General features: G+C 64.9%; 18 protein-coding genes. 3 read left to right on the top strand and 15 right to left on the bottom strand.

Features of this window, described 5'->3' with window-relative positions:
- Positions 1–122: 122 nt before the first annotated feature.
- The 14 genes from AC0L3J_RS08460 to AC0L3J_RS08395 form a co-directional block, all read right to left on the bottom strand.
- Entirely contained in the window at positions 123–779 is a 657-nt protein-coding gene (locus tag AC0L3J_RS08460) for a pyroglutamyl-peptidase I (protein ID WP_456765187.1), read from the bottom strand.
- Complete coding sequence (gene meaB / locus AC0L3J_RS08455) at positions 776–1,765, bottom strand: methylmalonyl Co-A mutase-associated GTPase MeaB (protein ID WP_456765186.1); 990 nt, start codon at positions 1,763–1,765, stop codon at positions 776–778. Before meaB ends, AC0L3J_RS08460 begins: the two co-directional genes overlap by 4 nt.
- 51 nt (positions 1,766–1,816) lie before the next feature.
- The gene (locus AC0L3J_RS08450; protein WP_456765185.1) at positions 1,817–3,331 is read right to left on the bottom strand and encodes a tripartite tricarboxylate transporter permease; all 1,515 of its coding nucleotides are present in this window, start codon (positions 3,329–3,331) and stop codon (positions 1,817–1,819) included.
- 4 nt (positions 3,332–3,335) lie between these two features.
- Entirely contained in the window at positions 3,336–3,830 is a 495-nt protein-coding gene (locus AC0L3J_RS08445) for a tripartite tricarboxylate transporter TctB family protein (RefSeq protein ID WP_456765184.1), read from the bottom strand.
- Between the two features lie 231 nt (positions 3,831–4,061).
- The gene (locus tag AC0L3J_RS08440) at positions 4,062–5,054 is read right to left on the bottom strand and encodes a tripartite tricarboxylate transporter substrate binding protein (RefSeq protein WP_456765183.1); all 993 of its coding nucleotides are present in this window, start codon (positions 5,052–5,054) and stop codon (positions 4,062–4,064) included.
- A 129-nt stretch (positions 5,055–5,183) separates the two neighbouring features.
- Positions 5,184–5,951, bottom strand: a complete 768-nt coding sequence (locus tag AC0L3J_RS08435; RefSeq protein WP_456769671.1) for an RsiV family protein — start codon at positions 5,949–5,951, stop codon at positions 5,184–5,186.
- A gap of 53 nt (positions 5,952–6,004) precedes the next feature.
- The gene (gene scpA / locus AC0L3J_RS08430) at positions 6,005–8,161 is read right to left on the bottom strand and encodes a methylmalonyl-CoA mutase (RefSeq protein WP_456769670.1); all 2,157 of its coding nucleotides are present in this window, start codon (positions 8,159–8,161) and stop codon (positions 6,005–6,007) included.
- A 23-nt stretch (positions 8,162–8,184) separates the two neighbouring features.
- Positions 8,185–8,649 (bottom strand): GFA family protein, encoded by a 465-nt coding sequence (locus tag AC0L3J_RS08425; protein ID WP_456765182.1) that lies wholly within the window; start codon positions 8,647–8,649, stop codon positions 8,185–8,187.
- Positions 8,646–10,517 (bottom strand): methylmalonyl-CoA mutase family protein, encoded by a 1,872-nt coding sequence (locus tag AC0L3J_RS08420; protein ID WP_456765181.1) that lies wholly within the window; start codon positions 10,515–10,517, stop codon positions 8,646–8,648. The genes AC0L3J_RS08425 and AC0L3J_RS08420 overlap by 4 nt, the downstream gene beginning before the upstream one ends.
- Before the next feature lie 82 nt (positions 10,518–10,599).
- Complete coding sequence (gene folK / locus AC0L3J_RS08415; RefSeq protein WP_456765180.1) at positions 10,600–11,091, bottom strand: 2-amino-4-hydroxy-6-hydroxymethyldihydropteridine diphosphokinase; 492 nt, start codon at positions 11,089–11,091, stop codon at positions 10,600–10,602.
- 1 nt (position 11,092) lies between these two features.
- Complete coding sequence (folB, locus tag AC0L3J_RS08410; RefSeq protein ID WP_027516901.1) at positions 11,093–11,461, bottom strand: dihydroneopterin aldolase; 369 nt, start codon at positions 11,459–11,461, stop codon at positions 11,093–11,095.
- Positions 11,458–12,318: a dihydropteroate synthase gene (folP, locus tag AC0L3J_RS08405; RefSeq protein ID WP_456765179.1), complete on the bottom strand. Its 861-nt coding sequence runs from the start codon at positions 12,316–12,318 to the stop codon at positions 11,458–11,460. The genes folB and folP overlap by 4 nt, the downstream gene beginning before the upstream one ends.
- Positions 12,319–12,552: 234 nt before the next feature.
- On the bottom strand, positions 12,553–12,960 hold the full coding sequence (locus AC0L3J_RS08400) for a DUF4332 domain-containing protein (RefSeq protein WP_007608193.1): 408 nt from the start codon (positions 12,958–12,960) through the stop codon (positions 12,553–12,555).
- 26 nt (positions 12,961–12,986) lie between these two features.
- Positions 12,987–13,352 carry a DUF2267 domain-containing protein gene (locus AC0L3J_RS08395; protein ID WP_247399217.1) on the bottom strand — a complete coding sequence of 122 codons (366 nt, stop codon included), beginning with the start codon at positions 13,350–13,352 and terminating at the stop codon, positions 12,987–12,989.
- 346 nt (positions 13,353–13,698) lie between these two features.
- Here AC0L3J_RS08395 and AC0L3J_RS08390 point away from each other — a divergent pair, with 346 nt between their 5' ends.
- The 3 genes from AC0L3J_RS08390 to AC0L3J_RS08380 all read left to right on the top strand — a co-directional run bounded on the left by AC0L3J_RS08390 (position 13,699) and on the right by AC0L3J_RS08380 (position 18,236).
- A complete protein-coding gene (locus AC0L3J_RS08390) occupies positions 13,699–15,327 on the top strand; it encodes a helicase HerA-like domain-containing protein (RefSeq protein WP_247359878.1) in 1,629 nt (542 codons plus the stop codon).
- 133 nt (positions 15,328–15,460) lie between these two features.
- A complete protein-coding gene (locus AC0L3J_RS08385) occupies positions 15,461–16,789 on the top strand; it encodes a glycosyltransferase family 87 protein (protein ID WP_456765178.1) in 1,329 nt (442 codons plus the stop codon).
- Positions 16,790–16,841: 52 nt separating this feature from the next.
- Positions 16,842–18,236: a M20/M25/M40 family metallo-hydrolase gene (locus AC0L3J_RS08380; protein WP_456765177.1), complete on the top strand. Its 1,395-nt coding sequence runs from the start codon at positions 16,842–16,844 to the stop codon at positions 18,234–18,236.
- Positions 18,237–18,441: 205 nt separating this feature from the next.
- On the opposite strand, the gene AC0L3J_RS08375 is transcribed toward AC0L3J_RS08380, so the two are convergent.
- Complete coding sequence (locus tag AC0L3J_RS08375; protein WP_007593534.1) at positions 18,442–19,221, bottom strand: class II aldolase/adducin family protein; 780 nt, start codon at positions 19,219–19,221, stop codon at positions 18,442–18,444.
- Positions 19,222–19,294 lie beyond the last annotated feature (73 nt).

Here is a 19,294-nt window from a genome sequence, read left to right as displayed (position 1 = left end):
GGTAGGGTTAAATGTTTACCGGAGAGACGGTCCGTAGGGTGGGCAAAGCGGAAGCGTGCCCACCATTCAGCGGCAGATCGGAACAAGTTGGTGGGCACGGCGCAAGCGCGCCTTTGCCCACCCTACGAAGTCGGTGTGTTGCGTCTCTTCCGTGCCAACTGCACCATCTCCATCAGCATCGCTTCCCCCGCATCCACCAGTTCCTCCAGCGTGATCCGCGGCGCGCCCTTGCGGCGCGCGGCGCCACTGCGCGCGAGCAGGGGAATATGGATGAACGCGGCGAGCTTTGGCCCGCCGGCCTTGACGTTTTCGATCGCGCGCCAGCTCAGATAGTTACAGAGATAGGCGCCGGCATCGCGCGAGGGACGCGCGTCGATGCCGGTGAGGCGCGCGGCGCGCAGCAGCCTGGCGGTGTGCGGACCGAAATTCATCGCGTCCGCATTGGCGGCGATGCCGCGCTTGCTCGAGCGGGTGTTGGCGGCATCGGGCCACAGCATGGTGACGGCGTTGCGCGCGCGGCTCTCGATGCGCAGATAGGGCGTGCGTGCGGCGAGGCCGAACATCAGCAGCGCATCGGGCTTCTCTTTCGCGAGCACCTCCGGCAATTGCCGGTCGACCGCGGCATAGGTGACCGGGAAGATGTGGCTGGAGATCGCGGCATCGTCGAGTGCGGGACGGCGCAATTGCGCCAGCCGGGCGACCAACGGCTGGGTCGGATTGTAGGGCGCGCCGGGAAACGGGCCGAAGCCGGTGAGGAGAATGCGGAGCTTATCGCTCATTGCAGCAACTCCAGGATCTTTTCGGCGGCGAGCGCCGGTGTAAGATGGCCGTCGGCGACCTCGGTCTCGATCTTCCGGACCTTGGTCCGCACCGACGCCTCGCTGCGCAACCGCGCTAGCATGCGCTGCTCCAGCATCGACCACATCCATTTCACCTGCTGCTCGCGCCGCCGTGCGGCGAAATCGCCGGATGCATTCATCGCCTTGCGGTGATCGAGGACCTTCTGCCAGATCTTCGCAATGCCGTCGCCGGTCAGCGCCGAATAGGTCTCGACCGGCGGATGCCAGTGCTCGGAGCGCGGCGTCAGGATGTGCAGCGCGCCGCGATAATCAGCGGCGGTGATGTTGGCGCGCTTGAGATTGTCGCCGTCGGCCTTGTTGATCGCGATCATGTCGGCGAGCTCGACCAGGCCCTTCTTGATGCCCTGCAATTCGTCGCCGCCGCCCGGCAGCATCAGGGCCAGGAAGAAATCGGTCATGTCGCAAACCGCGGTTTCGGACTGGCCGATGCCGACCGTTTCCACCAGCACGACGTCGAAGCCGGCCGCCTCGCACAGCAGCATCGCCTCCCGTGTCTTGGCCGCGACTCCGCCGAGCGTGCCCGAGGACGGCGAGGGCCGGATGAAGGCGTCGTCGGACGCCGAGAGCCGGGCCATCCGCGTCTTGTCGCCGAGGATCGAGCCACCGCTCCGCGCCGAGGACGGATCGACCGCGAGCACCGCGACCTTGTGGCCTTGCTCGATGAGATGGGTGCCGAGCGCGTCGATGGTGGTGGATTTGCCGACGCCGGGCGAGCCGGTGATGCCGACGCGGACTGCCCTGCCGGTATCGGGCAAGAGCATCTGCACCAGCTCGCGCGCCAGCGCCTGATGGTCGCTGCGCCGGCTCTCGACCAGCGTGATGGCCCGCGCCAGCGCCGCGCGGCTGCCGGCGCGGAGGTCTTGGGCGAGGGATTTGATGTCCAGTGAAGGCTTTTTCTCAACCATGCCCTGCTTTACAACGCCCGCGCGGGGCAGGCGAGGGCCGCTCGCCCGATATCACCGGGATGTCGCCGCCACCCCCGTCCGCACCGGTTTCAGCTTTCGCCACGCCCAGACCATCACCGGCCACAGCAGCGCCCCGATCGCCATGGCGGCGAGGATCGCGGCCACGGGGCGCTCGAAAAACGGCAGGATGCTGCCGTCGGACTTGATCAGCGAGGTCACAAAAGCCTGCTCGACCATGGTGCCCATGACGATGCCGAGCACCATGGCGGCGACGGGATAGCCGTTTGCTTCCATGACATAGCCGATCACGCCGAAGGCGGCGACGGTGACGACGCCGAACATGTTGTTGCCGATCGCGAACGAGCCGACCGCGCAGCACAGCATGATGATCGGCATGATGGCGGAGCGCGGTGCCAGCAGGATGTAGGCGGCAACCCGGATCATGGCGATGCCGAGCGGGATCATCAGAATGTTCGCGATGATGAACATCAGATAGATCGCGTACATGCTCGACGCTTTCTCGGTGAACAGCGTCGGCCCGGGGTTGAGTCCCTTCATGTAGAGCACGCCGATCGCGATCGCGGCGATGGTGTCGCCGGGGATGCCGAACAACAATGATGGCACCCAGCCCGAGGCGATGCTGGCATTGTTGCTGGCGCCGGCCTCGACCAGGCCCTCGACATGGCCGGTGCCGAATTTCTCCGGTTCTTTGGAGAAGCGCTTTGACATCGCGTAGGACACCCAGGCGGCCATGTCGGCGCCGGCGCCGGGCAGCACGCCGATGATGATGCCGACGATGTTTCCGCGCGTCATCTGCCAATGGTATTTCTTGGTCAGCTTCCACTGGCCGGCCATGATGCTTCCGAATTTGCGCCGCGGCAGCGGCGGCGGCTCGGGCGTCAGCATCGCGCGCATCACCTGGGCCACCGCGAACACGCCGACCAGCGCGGGGATCGGCTCGATGCCGCCGAACAGATCGGTGAAGCCGAAGGTGAAGCGCGGCACGCCGCCGGGATTTTCGATGCCGACGCAGGAGACCAGCAGGCCGAGGAACATGCCGGCGATTGCCTTTACCGGCGAGGAGCGCGCCACCAGCGTCGCGCACATCAGGCCGAGCAGCGCCAGCCAGAAATACTCGAAGGTCGAGAACGACAGCGCGATCTCGGCCAGCGGCGGCGCCAGGATCATCAGCGACAGCACGCCGGCGATACCGCCGACAGCGGAGAACCACACGCCGGCCCCGAGCGCCAGCTCGGCCTGTCCCTTGCGGGTCATGGCGTAGGCCTCATCGGCATAGGCGGCGGAGGCGGGTGTTCCCGGGATGCGCAGCAGCGCGCCGGGGATGTCGCCGGAGAAGATCGCCATCGAGGACGCGGCGACGATGGTCGCGATCGCCGCGATCGGCGAGAGATAGAAGGTGACGGGGACGAGCAGGGCGGTTGCCATCGTCGCGGACAGGCCCGGCAGCGAGCCGATCACGAGCCCGTACACGGAGGCTGCGAACATCGCGATGATGACCTCCCAGGTGGAGATCAGTGCGAACGCTTCAATCAGGGTTTTCAGCATGGGATCACCAGAGCGTCGGCAACAGGCCGGCGGGAAGCGGCACGCGCAGTAGCTTGCCGAAGATCAGGTGGATGGCGAACGGCGCCAGCGCTGCGAGCGGCAGCGCCAGCTTCCACTTCGCCCCCAACGCGGTCGAGGTGACGTAGACCATGATCGCCGCGGTGATGATGAAGCCGAGCCGGTCGGCCGCGGCCACGTAGAACAGCAGCAGGGCCGGCGGCAGCAGCGCGCGCAGGCCGTACAACTTTCCCTGCGGCGGCGGCGCAGCCGCTGCCTGGCCGTCCTCGAGCGGGATCAACTCTTCCGCCTCCTCGAAGGTGTGGCCGATCCCGAACACGATCGCGAGCCCGCACAGCGCAAGCCCGATGCCGATCACGAGCGGAAATACGTTGGGGCCGACCGGCTGTCCGGGCACCGGCGGCAGCAGCCAGCCGCCATAGGCGGCTGCTGTGCCGAGCACGACGAGAAACGATCCCGTGACGGAGTCGGGAAGGCGCATGGGAAAAGTCCTACAAGAGATGTTCTCCCTCTCCCCGCGCGCGGGGAGAGGGTCGGGGTGAGGGGGGCTCTCCGCGGGGGAGGTGAAAGCTGGATTCGCGGAGAGTCCCCCTCACCCGGAATCCGCGCTTCGCACGCATTCCGACCTCTCCCCGCAAGCGGGGCGAGGTGAATTGAGCGTGCGGACCGGCCACTTCAATCAACTATCGCCTCGCGTGATAGCCGCAGGAGATCACGCCTTGCTCAGACCCGCCGCCTTCATGGCTTCGCCCATCTGGGCGTCGCCCTTGTCCATGAAGCTTGCGAACTGGCCGGCATCGCCCCACACGGTGCCGAAGCCGCGATTGCCCATGAAGTCCTTGAACTCGGCGGAGTCGTAGACCTTCTTCAGCGCCGCGGTGAGCTTCGTTGCGATCTCCGGCGGCAGGTTCTTCGGCGCACCGATGCCGCGCCAGGCGCCGGTCGCGTAGTCGATGCCCATCGCCTCCTTCAGCGTCGGCACGTCCTTGAAGATCGGATTGCGCGCCGGCGCCATGATGGCAAGGCTCCTGGCCTTGCCGGCCTCGATGATGGCGCGGGCTTCCGGGACCGAGCAGGTGGTGAGGTCGAGGCCGCCGGCGGCGAGGTCCTGCATCGCGGGGGCGGCGCCGTTCGACGGCACCCAGGCGACCTGGTTGGCGGGCAGGCCCATCGCCTGCATCCAGCCGACCAGCGCGAGATGCCAGATGCCGCCCTGGCCGGTGCCGGAGGCCTTGAACTTGCCAGGAGGGGCCGCCTTGATGGCTTCGGCGAGTTCCTTCACCGTCTTGTAAGGCGAGGAGGAGGAGACCTGGATGCCCGGGGGATCTTCGTTCATCAGCGCCAGTGGGGTGTAGCTCTTCGGCGCCAGTTCGGTCAGCCCTTGCCAGTGCATCATCGAGATTTCGACGGTGAGCATGCCGATGGTGTAGCCATCGGGCTGCGCGGTCGCGATCGCGGTATGGCCGACGACGCCGGAGCCGCCGGTGCGATTGACCACGTTGAAGGGCTGGCCGAGATCCTTCTCCAGAAGCGCTGCGACAATGCGTGCAGTCGCATCGGTGCCGCCGCCCGCGCCCCAGGGCACGATCACGGTGACGGGCCGCGCCGGATAGGCTTGCGCAAATGCGGGTGTGAGGCCGAATGCGGCGGATGCCGCGACTGCGGCAGATGAAGCCGCAAAGCTGCGGCGCGTAATCTTGGACATCAATGCCTCCCAGCGGCGCCCATGATTTCGGGCGCTCTTGTCAATGGCGACATTCTAGTCGGCTTTGCAGCGCGGCTGCAAGGCAGCGCTACCAGCGCTCTGCGAGCAAGCTGTCGCTGTTCAACACGATCATTGCGGCTCGTCCGCGTCGCTCTTCGGCCGCGCGCCGAAGATGCGGGTGCCTTCCGCGGTGAGATAGGGTTTCAGCATTTCCCACGGCACGAACGCGACATATTCGCCCTCGGCGTAGGGTCCGACCACATAGGGCGGGTAGTGGAAAGTGAGGCCGGAACTCTTGCCCGCGTCGGTTGAAGGCGCGAGCGTCACCGCGCCGATCTTGAGCAGGCTCGGCTCCACGCTCTTGAACCATTCGTCGGTCGCGGTCTCGCTGGTATCGCGCTTCTTCTTCTCGATCTTCAACGATGCGATCACCGCCTTCACCATTGCCTTCATGGCCGGGCCGTTGTCGGCGGTCTCGGTGAAGAACGGGCGGATGGAGATGCGCTTGCTCTCGGCCTTGTCCCACAGGACCGTGTTCACGTCGGAATTGGGATGTGCGCCGTGGGTGTCCATGTAGTCGTTGCGGAGAATGCTGACATAGCGGTCGGCGACGACGGAGCGAACCGCATATTTGGGCTCAAAGTCCCAGCCGCCTTCCTTGAAGAACTGCGGATCCTCTTTGCGCGAGGCGGCGGCTTCTGCCGCGTTCTTGTCGAGCCACTTCTTGCCTTCAGTCAGGCAGTCGGCCGCCAGCGCCGCATCGACCTTGACCTTGTCGTCGAGGAAGACGCGGGCCTCGATGCTCTTGGTCTTGATCACCGCGTCGGGCTTGGGGTCGGCGGCATGGGCAGTAGCCAACAACGCGCTGCAGGCTGCGACCACAGCTAGCGCGCGCATGAACGCCGGCGCGGAAAATATCACGCACTATCCTTTCGAAGAGCGATGGCGAGCTACGCTGCCGCCTCGCTATGCCCGAGCCGGGCGTTCAGCTTGCGGATCAGCTCCTCGGCCGCGTCCGCAATCACCGTGCCCGGTGGGAAAATCGCTTCGGCGCCGGCGGCGTAAAGCGCATCGTAATCCTGCGGCGGCACCACGCCGCCGACGATGATCATGATGTCGTCGCGGCCCTGCTTCTTCAGTGCGGCCTTCAGCTCCGGCACGGCGGTGAGGTGGGCGGCCGCGAGCGAGGAGACGCCGAGGATGTGGACGTCGTTCTCGACAGCCTGGCGCGCGGCTTCGTCGGCGGTCGCGAACAGCGGCCCGATGTCGACGTCGAAGCCGATATCGGCGAAGGCCGATGCGATCACCTTCTGGCCGCGGTCGTGACCGTCCTGGCCAATTTTTGCGACCAGGATGCGCGGACGCCGGCCCTCGGCTTCCTCGAAGGCATCGATCAGCGCCTGAACCTTCTCGACCCGATTACCCATGCTGGACGCCTCCCGCTTGTAGACGCCGGTGATGGATTTGATTTCGGCGCGGTGCCGGCCGAACACCTTCTCCATCGCGTCCGAGATCTCGCCGACGGTTGCCTTCGCGCGCGCAGCGTCGATGGCGAGCGCCAACAGATTGCCGTTGCCTTCGCCGGCCGAGCGCGTCAGCGCGGCGAGCGCGGCCTCGAGGTCCTTCTGGTTGCGTTCGGACTTCAGCCGCGTCAGCTTGTCGATCTGGAGCCGGCGGACATTGGTATTGTCGACCTTGAGGATGTCGATCGGAGCTTCGTCCGTCGGCTTGTATTTGTTGACGCCGATCACCGCCTGCTTGCCGGCATCGATGCGGGCCTGGGTCTTGGCCGAGGCTTCCTCGATGCGCAGCTTCGGTACGCCGGCCTCGATCGCCTTGGCCATGCCGCCGAGCTCCTCGACCTCCTGGATGTGGCCCCAGGCCTTGGCGGCGAGGTCGCGGGTGAGACGCTCGACATAATACGAACCGCCCCAGGGGTCGATGATGCGGGTGGTACCGCTCTCCTGCTGCAGGAAGAGCTGGGTGTTGCGGGCGATACGCGCGGAGAAATCGGTCGGCAAAGCGAGCGCCTCGTCGAGCGCGTTGGTATGCAGCGACTGGGTATGACCCTGCGTCGCCGCCATCGCTTCCACAGTCGTGCGCATCACGTTGTTGAAGACGTCCTGCGCGGTCAGCGACCAGCCGGAGGTCTGGCAATGCGTGCGCAGTGACAGCGAGCGCGGATCCCTGGGGTTGAAGGGCTTGAGCAGCTTCGCCCAGAGCAGCCGCGCGGCGCGCATCTTGGCGACTTCCATGAAGAAGTTCATCCCGGTCGCCCAGAAGAACGACAGCCGCGGCGCGAAGCGGTCGACATCGAGGCCTGCCGCAAGGCCGGCGCGAAGATACTCGACGCCGTCGGCCAGCGTATAGGCGAGTTCGAGGTCCTGCGTCGCCCCGGCCTCCTGCATGTGATAGCCGGAGATCGAGATCGAATTGTATTTCGGCATTTTTTGCGAGGTATACGCAAAAATATCCGAGATGATCCGCATCGAGGGCGCAGGCGGATAGATATAGGTGTTGCGCACCATGAACTCTTTCAGAATGTCGTTCTGAATGGTCCCTGAGAGCTTCTCCGGCGGCACGCCCTGTTCCTCGGCAGCAGCGACGTAGAGCGCGAGGATCGGCAGCACCGCGCCGTTCATGGTCATGGACACGCTCATCTGGTCGAGCGGAATGCCCGCGAACAGCGTCCGCATGTCGTAGATGGAATCGATGGCAACGCCGGCCATGCCGACGTCGCCGCCGACGCGCGGATGGTCGCTGTCATAGCCGCGATGGGTGGCGAGATCGAAGGCGACCGAAAGGCCCTTCTGTCCGGCCGCGAGATTGCGGCGGTAGAACGCGTTGGAATCCTCCGCCGTGGAGAAGCCGGCATATTGCCGCACAGTCCAGGGCTGGTTGACATACATGGTCGGGTAGGGGCCGCGCAGATAAGGCGCGATGCCCGGATAAGTCTCGAGGAAGTCGAGCCCGGCCAGGTCGCCTTCACCATAGGCGGGCTTCACCAGAATGCCCTCGGGCGTCAGCCACGGCTCGGCGCTGCCTGATGGCGCGGCGCTCGTGGTGCGCTCGAAGGCGATGTCTGCGAAATCAGGAATGCGGCTCATGGTTTCAACCATATCATAGGCGCTCAATCATGATCCGGATGCTGATGGCTGACGATGGTCGCCATCTTCTCCGGGCCGTAATTCTGCTGCGTGGTCTGGCTTGGCAAATTGGCGATCCCGACCACCCAGCCGAGACGGGACTCGGTGCCGAACTGCCGCGTCGGCACCACGTGGTCGGGGCGGTCGAACGCGCCGGTCATGATCTCGATGCGGTCGCCGTCGATGCGGCCGAAGCTCAACGGCGTGCCGCAGGCGGCGCAATAGCCGCGCTCGGCGATGGAGGAGGAGCGGAAGAACGACGGCTGCCCCTTGGTCCAGGCAAAGTCCGTCTTGTTGATGTCGGCAAAAGAGGCGAACGGCGCGCCGCTGGCCTTCTGGCACATCCGGCAGTGACAGATCGAAACCCTGTTCGGCGCCGTCATGACTCCAAAGCGCACTGCCCCGCATTGGCAGCCGCCGGTGAGAACTGGTTTGCTGGCTTCGGTCATGCCTGCTCCATTCGTCGATAGGCGTCTTGCAATGTCGCAAGCGCGTCGCCTCCGGCGAAGACAAAACCGGTGACGCCGGCTGCACGCAGCGCCGCCTCGGCATCGGTCGGGCGGCCTGCCAGATAGATAAGTCGCGTCCCGGCAGTTTGCAGGGCCTGCGCCGCGGCTTCGGCGTGTTCCGCATAGACCTTGTCGCTGGAACAAAGGCAGGCGAGCCCGGCGCCGGAGGCCGTGAACGCGGCTACGAGCGTGGCCGGATCGGCAAAGCCCTCGCTGTCGACGGCCTGGATGCCGCCGGTCTCGAACAAGCTCTTGGCAAAGCTCGCGCGCGCCGTGAAATCGGCGGGTGTGCCGAGATTGGCCAAGAACACTTTCGGCCGCGCGCCATGTGCCTTCAACGCCGCATCGGATTTGTCGCGCAGCGCCTCGAACGGTTCCGCAAGCCGGATCGGCGGCAGCGCGTCGAACTTGTATTTTTGCTCGCCATAAGGCGCCAGCGCGATCGGCGTCGCCTCCAGCACCGCAGTCTCGTTCTCGTGCAGGTTCGGAAACTCACTGGCGCCGGTCAGCACGTCGCGGCGTTTTGCAATGTTGGCGTCGCGGGCTTTTCGCGCGGCCGCGACCTTGCTCTGGAACAGGCCCTGCTGAAGCGCTGTGAAGGCGCCGCCGGCTTTCTCGCTCTCCTGGAATAGCGCCCAGGCCGCGTCGCAGAGCTGGCCCGTCAACGTCTCGATGCCGCCAGCGCCCGCCGCGGGATCGCTGACCTTGGCGAGATTGCTCTCTTCCAGCAGCACGGCTTGCGTATTGCGCGCCACGCGCCGCGCGAACGGATCGGGCAGGCCGAGCGCCAGCGTATGCGGCAGCACGGTGATCGCGCTCGCGCCGGCGAGTCCGGCCGCAAACGTCGCCATGGTCGCGCGCAGCATGTTCACATAGGGATCGCGCTGCGTCAGCATGCGCCAGGCGGTATCGGCGGCGATGAACAGCGGTCTTGGCGTGAGCCCGCACGCCGTCTCGATACGCGCCCATAGCAGCCGCAAGGCGCGGAATTTTGCCATGGTGAGGAACTGATCTGCATCCGCGGCAAGCCGCGCATAGACCATGCCCTGCGCCTGCTCCAGCGGAACGCCCGCGCCCTCGATCGCGCGCAAATAGGCGATGCCGCAGGCGAGCACGAAGGCGAGCTCCTGCGCCTCCGAGCCACCGGCATCGTGGACGACGCGTCCGTCGGCTGATGCGAACGGTCCCTTGAAGCCGAGCGCGGCGAGGCCCTTGATGCCGCCGGTGACCGCCGGAACGATCTCGTCCCAGGTATAGGGGCTGTGGCCCCACACCGCGCCGGCCGCGAGCGGGTCGAGCCCGAAGCGGATGTCGCAGGCCGCGGGATCGATGCCGTTGCTCTTCACATATTCCGCGACGTGGATCGCCGCCATCCGCGATTGCGGACCGATCTCGAGCTCCAGCCCGATGCCGGCATCGAGATGGATATCCTTCAAGATCTTTGCGACTGCGTCCGCGGTCGGTTCCAGCCCGAAACCGTGAGCGGCATTGCCGCCGGCGAACACCAGCGCAAGCCCTGTCGCGCCATTTTCGAGATCGGTCAGTGCCTGCGCATTCGCCGCACTTGCATCGGGATGGTCGATCCGCTGCATGATCTGCCAGGGCGCCGCCGCCGGCCGACCCACCACGGGCGCAACGCCTTTGGCGCGCGGATAAAGCGGATCGATCCTGATTCCGTCATAGGTCTTGGCGACCAGCTTCTCGAATGGCGCGCCCTTCAGCACACCATCGACCAGCTTGCGCCAGTCTTCGACGGTAGCCTTGGGAAAATCCGCCGCCAGCGGCAGGTCGTCAGTCGCGGAGGTCATGCGGCGAAGGGCTCCCGAAAAATCTTGTTGTTCGCAGGCGAAATTGCCACGGCCGGCCGTCCCTGCAAACGGTTGTTTTTGGTTAACCGGTATCCGGAAGCCGCTCAATGCCTTGTGTCGAGACGCTGGCGAGACCGTCATGGACACGAATGCCTGCGATCACGCGGTCGGGCGCGATCTCGGCCAGCGGCACCAGCACAAAGGCGCGCTCAAACAGGCGCGGATGCGGCAGGGTCAGGTCAGGCTTCTGCATCGACACATCGTCATAGGCGATCATGTCGAGATCGAGCGTGCGCGGGCCCCAGCGCCGCTCTTTATCGCGGGTGCGGCCGAATTTCTGCTCGATCTTCTGCATCACGAACAGCAGCGCATGCGGATCGAGATCGGTCTCGATCTCGACGCAGGCGTTGATGAAGGGAGCCTGGTCCTCGTCGCCCCAGGGCGGCGTCGCATAGTCCGACGAGCGCGCGACCAACGCGGCCTGCGCCATGCCGCAGATATGGGCGATCGCCTTTCCGAATGTCGCACGGACATCGCCGACATTGCCGCCGAGTGCAATCAGCACGCTCGCCATGTCAGGGGTGCCGCGAGCGCGTCAGCATGATTCCGACGTCGTCGAAGATCGCGGCGATCGGCGCATGCGGCTTGTGCACGGTGATCTTGACCGCACGGATGCGCGGAAAGTGCGACAGGATGGCATCGGCCACCGCGCCGGCCGCGCGCTCCAGCAGCTTGTAATTGGTGTTCTTGAAAGCCGCGGTGGTCGTCGCCACGACGTCGGCGTAAGACACGGTGTCGGCGAGCCGGTCGCTGCGCGAAGGTTCCGACAGATCGGTATAGAGCTCGAGGTCGATGACAAAACGTTGGCCGACCTCGGTCTCGTGCTCCATCACGCCGTGGCGGGCATGGATCGACAGGCCGCTCACGAAGATCGTATCGGTCATGGCTTGCTCTCGATTGCGTGCGCCACTCGCAGGGCCTGCAAGGTCTCGGCGACGTCGTGGGTCCGGATGATTTTCGCGCCGCGCTGTGCGGCGATCAGATGCGCGGCGATCGAGCCGGCGAGCCGCTCTGTCGGCTCCGACGGCGACACCGAAGCGATGAAGCGTTTTCGCGAGGCACCAACGAGGATCGGCAGGCCAAACATGTCGAGCTCGCGAAGCCGCGCCAGCGCAATCATGCTCTGCTCGGCCGTCTTGCCGAAGCCGATGCCGGGATCGAGCACGATCCTGTCGCGGGCGATGCCCGCTTGTGCGGCGATATCCAGCGAGCGCTGAAAGAACGCCTTCATGTCCGCAATGATATCGATGCCGGGATCGACGCTGTCGCGGTTGTGCATGACGATGACAGGGACGCCTCGCGCGCCAATCAGCGGCGCCATGGCGGCATCGCGCTGCAGGCCCCAGACGTCGTTTGCAATCGCCGCGCCCTGATCGAGCGCGAAGGCCACCACCTCCGCCTTCATGCTGTCGATCGAGACCGGCACACCGAGCGCCACGATGTCCGATAGCACCGGCCTCAGCCGCGCCAGTTCGTCTTCCGCCGTGACCGGCCGCGCGCCCTTGTAGGGCCGGGTGGACTCGGCACCGATATCGATGATGTCGACTCCGGCCTCGATCATCGCCCTTGCCCGCGCGAGCGCCTGCGCGGGCGCGATGAATTCGCCGCCGTCGGAGAATGAATCCGGGGTGACGTTGAGCACGCCCATCACCGCCGGCATCGGCCGCTCCAGCAGCGTCCGCAGCACGTCAGGCCCGACTGAACCGGCCGTCGGAACAGATGGAGAGGGCGAGGCATTCATGCGGCCCGCTTTAGCGGTCGGGGAGGGGGGATTCAAGGCAGGATTGGGGGCGATCCAGTCGCCCAATGCACTCCGGGGCCCGTGAGGGCGCGATGCTCTTGCCCACACTCCGTCATTGCGAGCGTAGCGAAGCAATCCAGGCTGCCGCTGCGGAGAGACTCTGGATTGCTTCGCTGCGCTCGCAATGACGACCGGGTCGGAGCGGTGCTCTATCTGCCCAGCCTTGTCGCTGGATCAATACGAAATCTTCGGCGGCAGCTTTTTCGCCTTGGCGATGATGTCGCCGACCGACTTTTCCGAGGGCAGGATGCGGAGCAGCTTTTTCTTCTCGTTGGCGTCCCGCATGCTCTGGGCGAGCCTTGCTGGATTTCGGTAGGCGAGCTCGCGCACGGTGGTGACGCCGGCGGCGCGGACCAGGCCGACCTTGGCCCTGCCCATGCCGGGGATGCGCATGTAGTCGGAGACGTTGGCCCATTCCAGCAGCAACTGCTCGCTGATGCCGGTCTTGGCGGAGAGCGCCTTGCGGCCCTTCACAGTCGATGCCGCCTCGAGCAGCGCATCGGTGGTGCGGATACCCTGCGCCTTCAACTTGTTGGCGGCAAAGGCCGACAGGCCCTCAATCTCGGAGATCGGATATGTCATGATACTCGATGTGAAATGCGCAGGCGTCAGGCGAACTGGCTGAGGCCCGGGGTCCCCGCGATGATCTTGCCCATCTGATCCGCTCCGATTTTGTCTCGGCCGAAGCGAAAAAGTTCACGGGCGATGTTCTGAATCTCGGACATGCCGAGTCCCAGGCCCATCAGGCGCGTGCCGACCGCCATCAGGCCGCCGCCCATCAGCCGCGACAGTCCTCCGCCGCTACGGGACGCCTCGATTGCCGCTTCTGCACCCGGAATCTGGTCGATCAGGACCTGGACGCTGTCGGAAGGACCCTCGTTGCGGAGGAAGCCCAGGATAATGCCGACGGTCTTTTCGGCGACAGCACTATCTATGCTGGCGTTTGTCGCCAGCCGCCCGATCAGCTCGTCCATATGGCCGCCCCTCAGCCGGTTCACATGCCGGAGTATTGCTTTCGAAAATGATCTTGAGCCGGTGTGATGTGAAATACAAGCGATGAACGCCATCAACGTTCCGATTCATTCTCGAACGCGCGAGAAGTGTTGCAGCGATGCAAGGGCGGAGATGAAATCGGCAGAAAAATGCCGCGATGCGAATGCGTCGTTCCTACTTTCGGCGGATGTCACTCGCATGTTTCCGACGATGTCGCATGCCCGGAGCGCGTTGAATGGTTTCAATCAGCGCGCGATATGCGTTAAACTACGGAACTGGTGCATTCGAGTTTCGATATGCGAAACAGGGCAGAGAGATCAGGGAATAATGACCGCACAGGACAGCAAGCTCGGTGATACCGACGACAAGATCTTTGTCGGTAAAGGAAGCGAGCAGGCATGGCTGACGCTGGCGTTCGCCAATCGCCACGGCCTCGTCACGGGTGCAACCGGAACCGGCAAGACGGTCTCGCTGCAAGTGATGGCAGAAGGATTTGCGCGCGCCGGTGTTCCAGTGTTCGCGGCCGACATCAAGGGCGACCTCTCAGGCATCTCCGAGGTCGGCGAAGCCAAAGATTTCATCGTCAAGCGCGCCACCGAGATGGGACTGACGTTCCAGCCCGACCAGTTCTCGACGGTGTTCTGGGACGTGTTCGGCGAGCAGGGCCACCCGGTGCGGGCGACCGTCACGGAAATGGGCCCGCTGCTGCTCGCACGTATGCTCGACCTGAACGACGTGCAGGAAGGCGTGCTCAATGTCGCCTTCCGCGTCGCCGACGACAACGGGCTGACGCTGATCGACATGAAGGATCTGCGCGCGCTGCTCGATGCCATCGTGCCCGACGCCGGCAAGAAGGGGGCGGATGCCGAGGAGAGTCCGCTTGCCGAGATCAAGAAGGCGGCGCAGGGTTTTGGCAACGTCACCAAGGCCACTGTCGGCACCATCCAGCGCCAGCTTCTGGTGCTGGAGAACCAGGGCGCCACCAAATTCTTCGGCGAGCCGGCGCTGACGCTGAAAGACTTCATGAAGACCGACCGCGACGGCCGCGGCATGGTCAACATCCTCGTTGCCGACAAGCTGCTCCAGAGCCCACGGCTTTACGCGACATTCCTGCTGTGGATGCTGTCGGAGCTGTTCGAAGAGCTGCCCGAGGCCGGTGACCTGCCCAAGCCGAAGCTGGTCTTCTTCTTTGACGAGGCGCATCTGCTGTTCAACGACGCGCCCAAGGCGCTGATGGACAAGATCGAGCAGGTGGTGCGCCTGATCCGCTCCAAAGGCGTCGGCGTTTATTTCGTCACGCAAAACCCGGTCGACGTGCCCGACCGCGTGCTCGGACAATTGGGCAACCGGGTGCAGCACGCGCTCCGCGCCTTCACTCCACGCGACCAGAAGGCGGTCGCCGCCGCGGCCCAGACCTTCCGGCCCAACCCGAAGCTCGATACTGCCAAGGTGATCATGGAGCTCGGCAAGGGCGAGGCGCTGGTCTCGTTTCTCGAAGGCAACGGCACGCCGGCGATGGTCGAGCGGGTGATGATCCGGCCGCCATCGGCCCGGATCGGACCGATCACGCCGGAAGAGCGCAAGGCGATCATGGATGCAAGCCCGGTGAAGGGCAAATACGACACCGCCGTCGATGCAGAGTCCGCCTACGAGATGATTCAGAAGCGCATTGCCGGCACGGCTGCGACTGCCGATCCCGGCGCGGCTGGCGGAAATGGAGGCGGCGGCATCCTCGGCCAGATCGGCTCGATCGTCGGCACCATCTTCGGCACCAACGTCAAGCGCGGCCGCCTCTCGACGGGGCAGGTCATCGCGCGCGACATGACTCGATCGGTCACCAATCAGGTGATCGGGGGGATGGCCGCCAATATCGGCAAGTCTGTCGCCGGCCAGCTTGGTGGCTCGATCGGCCGCACGCTGGTCCGCGGCGCGCTCGGCGGCTTGCTGCGCAGGTAGGCAGAAAGCCTCGTTTGAGGCAATTCGTCCGCGGACCCGCCGCTTGTGCGCGGCGGGTACAAATTCGGGTGATCAGGACTCTCCAAGCGTCCGTTGGTCTGCTAGGTGCTATGGCCCCTGACTGGACCACATCGTGACCTCACCTGAATCTTTCGTGCGACCCGGCGCATTCCGAAACCTGTCGTTGCGTGCGCCGCTCGACCTGCTCTTCCTGCTCTGCTGCTTCATCCTGGCTGCCGATGTCCTCGGACCCGAGATCTTCGGGCACGGCAAAACCAAGGACTACGGCCTGTGGTACTGGGCCGGGCAGCAGGTCTTAAAGGGTGGGCCGCTCTATCCCGGCGACATCCGTGCGTACTTCGAGTTCATCTACCCACCGCTGCCGGCGATCCTGTTGGCGATCCCGAGCTGGTTCGGCAAGATCGCGCTCTACAGCCTGCTGTCGATCCTGAATATTGCGGCGTGGTGGTACACCGGGATGTTCTCCAACGCCATGACCGGTTCGGGCCGCACGCCTGGCCCCTGGCTGGAGGCGCTGCCGGCTCTCGTCACCGTGACCTTTGTGTTCGACATGTTCGATCTTGGCCAGCCGAACCTCGTGCTGCTGGCGATGATGCTCTACGGCTTCTGGAGCTTGCAGCATCAGCGCTCCTGGCTCGCAGGCTTCATGTTCGCGCTCGCCACCGCCATCAAGGTGTTTCCCATTGCGGTGCTGCCCTATCTGGTCTGGCGGCGAAACTGGGCAGCCGCCGTCGCTACGGTCGCCTTCACCGGCATGCTTCTCTATATCGTGCCGGCCCCCATTCGCGGCTTCGAGCGCAACGCCGCCGAGCTCAAGACGTGGTATCAGGGCATGGTCGGGTCGAGCTCGGAACAAGGATTTGGCCAGCGCGACGAGCAGAACTGGTCGTGGGTGAACCAGTCGCTCATTGCCGTCACGCACCGGCTGGTCCGGCCAATCAATTACAATCAGGAGGATCCCAACAAGCCGCCGCGCACGATGAATGTCATCGACGTCGATTACAGGACGGCGAACTGGATCGTGCTGGCGCTGTCGGCCTTGCTCGGATTGGGCTTCGTCGCGGTCATGCCACGGCAAGCGCGCCGTACGGCGCGCTCGGACGCCGAGGAGCTCGGCATCCTGTTCTGCCTGATGACGGTGGCATCGCCCCTGGCGCGGCAATACTACTTCATGTGGCTGTTCTTCCCGATGACGGTGCTGATGCATCGTGCCGCCTTCGACGAGCGGGCGAAGGTGCGCCTGGGAACCTGGCTTTCCCTTGGCGCCGCCGGCATCCTCATGCTGCTGGCGCTGCCGTGGTTTCCCAATGTCTTCCAGGCCTGGGGCAATAACCTCGTCGCCACAGCGGTCCTCGCAGCTAGTCTCGCATGGCACATCCGGCATCCGCCGGTTGCGGCTGGCCCCAACGCCGCGGCAGCGCTAAAAGCCGATAGTTCTTGAGAAGACAGCTTGAGCCCCGACGTCTTGGGATTCGAACGCAGGGAATACGACAATGGCAAATGCGCAGCTTCAATCCGTGCTCGACCACATCGACAAGGAGTTCGACAACAGCCTGGAGCGTCTGTTCTCGCTGTTGCGGATCAAGTCGATCTCCGCCGATCCGGCCTTCGCGGCCGATTGCAAGGCGGCGGCCGAGCATCTTGCCAGGGACATCGCGAGCCTCGGCGTTGCGACTGAAGTGAGGCCGACCGCCGGCCATCCCGCGGTCGTCGGCAAGAGCGTCGCGGGCGGCCGGCCGCATGTGCTGTTCTACGGCCACTATGATGTGCAGCCGGTCGATCCGATCGAGCTCTGGCACCGTCCGCCATTCGAGCCTGTTGTGACCGACCATGCCGACGGCCGCAAGATCATCGTGGCGCGCGGCGCCGAGGACGACAAGGGCCAGGTCATGACTTTCGTCGAGGCCTGCCGCGCCTGGAAGAAGGTGACGGGGTCGCTGCCGATCGACGTCACGTTCCTGATCGAAGGCGAGGAAGAAGTCGGCTCGAAGAACTTCGTGCCCTTCATCGAAGCCAACAAGGACGAGTTTAAGGCTGACTACGTGCTGGTCTGCGACACCGGCATGTGGGACCGCAACACGCCGGCGATCACGACCTCACTACGCGGCCTGCTCTATGAGGAGCTCAAGATCACCGCCGCCAATCGCGACCTGCACTCTGGCGTGTTCGGCGGCAGCGCGATGAACCCGATCCGGGTGCTGACCAAAATTCTCGGCGGGCTGTTCGACGATGACAACCGTATCACCATTCCGGGCTTCTATGACGGGGTGAAGGACACCCCACCGGACATTCTCGCGCAGTGGAAGAAGCTCGATTTCACACCGGACACGTTCCTCAAGCCCGTTGGGCTATCGATACCGGCCGGCGAGAAGGGCAGGCTCCTGGTCGAGCAGGCTTCCACGCGTCCGACCTGCGACGTCAACGGCATCTGGGGCGGTTATATCGGTGAGGGCTCGAAGACGGTGATCCCGTCGCACGCATCCGCCAAGGTCTCGTTCCGGCTGGTCGAAGGGCAGGATCCCGCGAGGATCCGCAAGGCTTTCCGTGAGTACGTGACGGCGCGCATTCCGGGAGACTGCAAGGTCGAGTTCGGCGACCACTCCGCCGGGCCTGCAATTGCGCTCGACTGGAACATGAAGCCGCTCGCCGCGGCCAAAACCGCGCTGACCGAGGAATGGGGCAAGGAGACCGTGCTGATGGGCTCGGGCGCGTCGATCCCGATCGTCGCGGACTTCAAGCGCACGCTGGGGCTCGATTCGCTGCTCGTGGGTTTCGGCCTCGACGACGACAATATCCACTCGCCGAACGAGAAGTACGACCTCCGCAGCTTCCAGAAAGGCATCCGTTCCTGGGCGCGCATCCTCGCGGCGCTGGCGGAGGTGAAGTAGCGGGCGCGGTGCGTAGGGTGGGCAAAGGCGCAAAGCGCCGTGCCCACCATCTGTCCCGGATCGCGATCGGTAATGGTGGGCACGCTTCGCTTTGCCCACCCTACGAGACCTTACAAATAAAAACGCCGCCCGGAATTGGGCGGCGTTTCATTCCAAAGGGCGTAGAGGTTAGTTGACCGCTACTCTACACCAAATCCCGAAAATCTCAAGACCGGTACCCCGGAAGCTCGCGGTCCAGCTTGCGCAGCAGCGGCGGCCACACCAGGTTGGTGGCGCGCAACTCGGCGCGGTCGCGGTTGGCGAGCAGCTCGGTATTCTTGTCGATCGCGACATCGTCGACCGGATAGACCGGCGTGCCCAGCGCGCGCGTACGCACCTGCATCGAGCAGGCCCGCTCGAGGTGATACATGCGCTCGAAGGCCGAGGCCACCGAACGGCCGACCGTCATCGTGCCGTGGTTGCGCAGCAGCATGTGGTTGTGGTCGCCGAGGTCCTTCTGCAGCCGCGGCCGCTCGTCGTGGTCGAGCGCGATGCCTTCGTAGTCGTGATAGGCGAGGTCGTGGGTGACGAGCTGAGCGGTCTGGTTCAGCGGCAGCAGGCCTTCGGCGCTGCTCGAGACCGCGGTGCCGTCGAGGGTGTGGAGATGCAGCACGCAGATGGCGTCCTCGCGCACCTCGTGGATCGCCGAGTGGATGGTGAAGCCGGCGGGGTTGATGCTGTACTCGCTCTCGGAGAGCTGGTTGCCGTGCAGATCGACCTTGACCAGGCTCGACGCCGTGATCTCGTCGAACATCAGCCCGTAGGGGTTGATGAGGAAATGATGGTCAGGGCCGGGCACGCGCGCGGAGATATGGGTGTCGACCAAATCGTCCCAGCCGTAGAGCGAGACGAGGCGATAGCAGGCGGCGAGATTGACCCGTTGCTGCCACTCGGCCTCCGTCATGTTCGACGGCACTTCCTTCAGGCGCGCTTCCGCTGGCGACATGGTTGATCTCTCCGAACATCGTTGTTGCGGGGAGGGAGGGTAGTCCTGCCGCGAGCTGCCAGCAAGGCACACA

This window comes from Bradyrhizobium sp. Kon37 (assembly GCF_055807535.1).
This window is presented reverse-complemented; position numbering and strand designations above follow the sequence as displayed.

Excerpts from the sequence above, each read along its gene's own strand:
- scpA (WP_456769670.1), bottom strand. The coding sequence starts at position 8,161 with ATGAGCCGCATTCCTGATTTCGCAGACATCGCCTTCGAGCGCACCACG.
- meaB (WP_456765186.1), bottom strand. The coding sequence starts at position 1,765 with ATGGTTGAGAAAAAGCCTTCACTGGACATCAAATCCCTCGCCCAAGAC.
- AC0L3J_RS08435 (WP_456769671.1), bottom strand. The coding sequence starts at position 5,951 with ATGCGCGCGCTAGCTGTGGTCGCAGCCTGCAGCGCGTTGTTGGCTACT.
- AC0L3J_RS08440 (WP_456765183.1), bottom strand. The coding sequence starts at position 5,054 with ATGTCCAAGATTACGCGCCGCAGCTTTGCGGCTTCATCTGCCGCAGTC.
- AC0L3J_RS08390 (WP_247359878.1), top strand. The coding sequence starts at position 13,699 with ATGACCGCACAGGACAGCAAGCTCGGTGATACCGACGACAAGATCTTT.
- AC0L3J_RS08400 (WP_007608193.1), bottom strand. The coding sequence starts at position 12,960 with ATGACATATCCGATCTCCGAGATTGAGGGCCTGTCGGCCTTTGCCGCC.
- AC0L3J_RS08420 (WP_456765181.1), bottom strand. The coding sequence starts at position 10,517 with ATGACCTCCGCGACTGACGACCTGCCGCTGGCGGCGGATTTTCCCAAG.
- folK (WP_456765180.1), bottom strand. The coding sequence starts at position 11,091 with ATGGCGAGCGTGCTGATTGCACTCGGCGGCAATGTCGGCGATGTCCGT.
- folB (WP_027516901.1), bottom strand. The coding sequence starts at position 11,461 with ATGACCGATACGATCTTCGTGAGCGGCCTGTCGATCCATGCCCGCCAC.
- AC0L3J_RS08425 (WP_456765182.1), bottom strand. The coding sequence starts at position 8,649 with ATGACCGAAGCCAGCAAACCAGTTCTCACCGGCGGCTGCCAATGCGGG.
- folP (WP_456765179.1), bottom strand. The coding sequence starts at position 12,318 with ATGAATGCCTCGCCCTCTCCATCTGTTCCGACGGCCGGTTCAGTCGGG.
- AC0L3J_RS08445 (WP_456765184.1), bottom strand. The coding sequence starts at position 3,830 with ATGCGCCTTCCCGACTCCGTCACGGGATCGTTTCTCGTCGTGCTCGGC.
- AC0L3J_RS08395 (WP_247399217.1), bottom strand. The coding sequence starts at position 13,352 with ATGGACGAGCTGATCGGGCGGCTGGCGACAAACGCCAGCATAGATAGT.
- AC0L3J_RS08450 (WP_456765185.1), bottom strand. The coding sequence starts at position 3,331 with ATGCTGAAAACCCTGATTGAAGCGTTCGCACTGATCTCCACCTGGGAG.
- AC0L3J_RS08460 (WP_456765187.1), bottom strand. The coding sequence starts at position 779 with ATGAGCGATAAGCTCCGCATTCTCCTCACCGGCTTCGGCCCGTTTCCC.
- AC0L3J_RS08375 (WP_007593534.1), bottom strand. The coding sequence starts at position 19,221 with ATGTCGCCAGCGGAAGCGCGCCTGAAGGAAGTGCCGTCGAACATGACG.
- AC0L3J_RS08380 (WP_456765177.1), top strand. The coding sequence starts at position 16,842 with ATGGCAAATGCGCAGCTTCAATCCGTGCTCGACCACATCGACAAGGAG.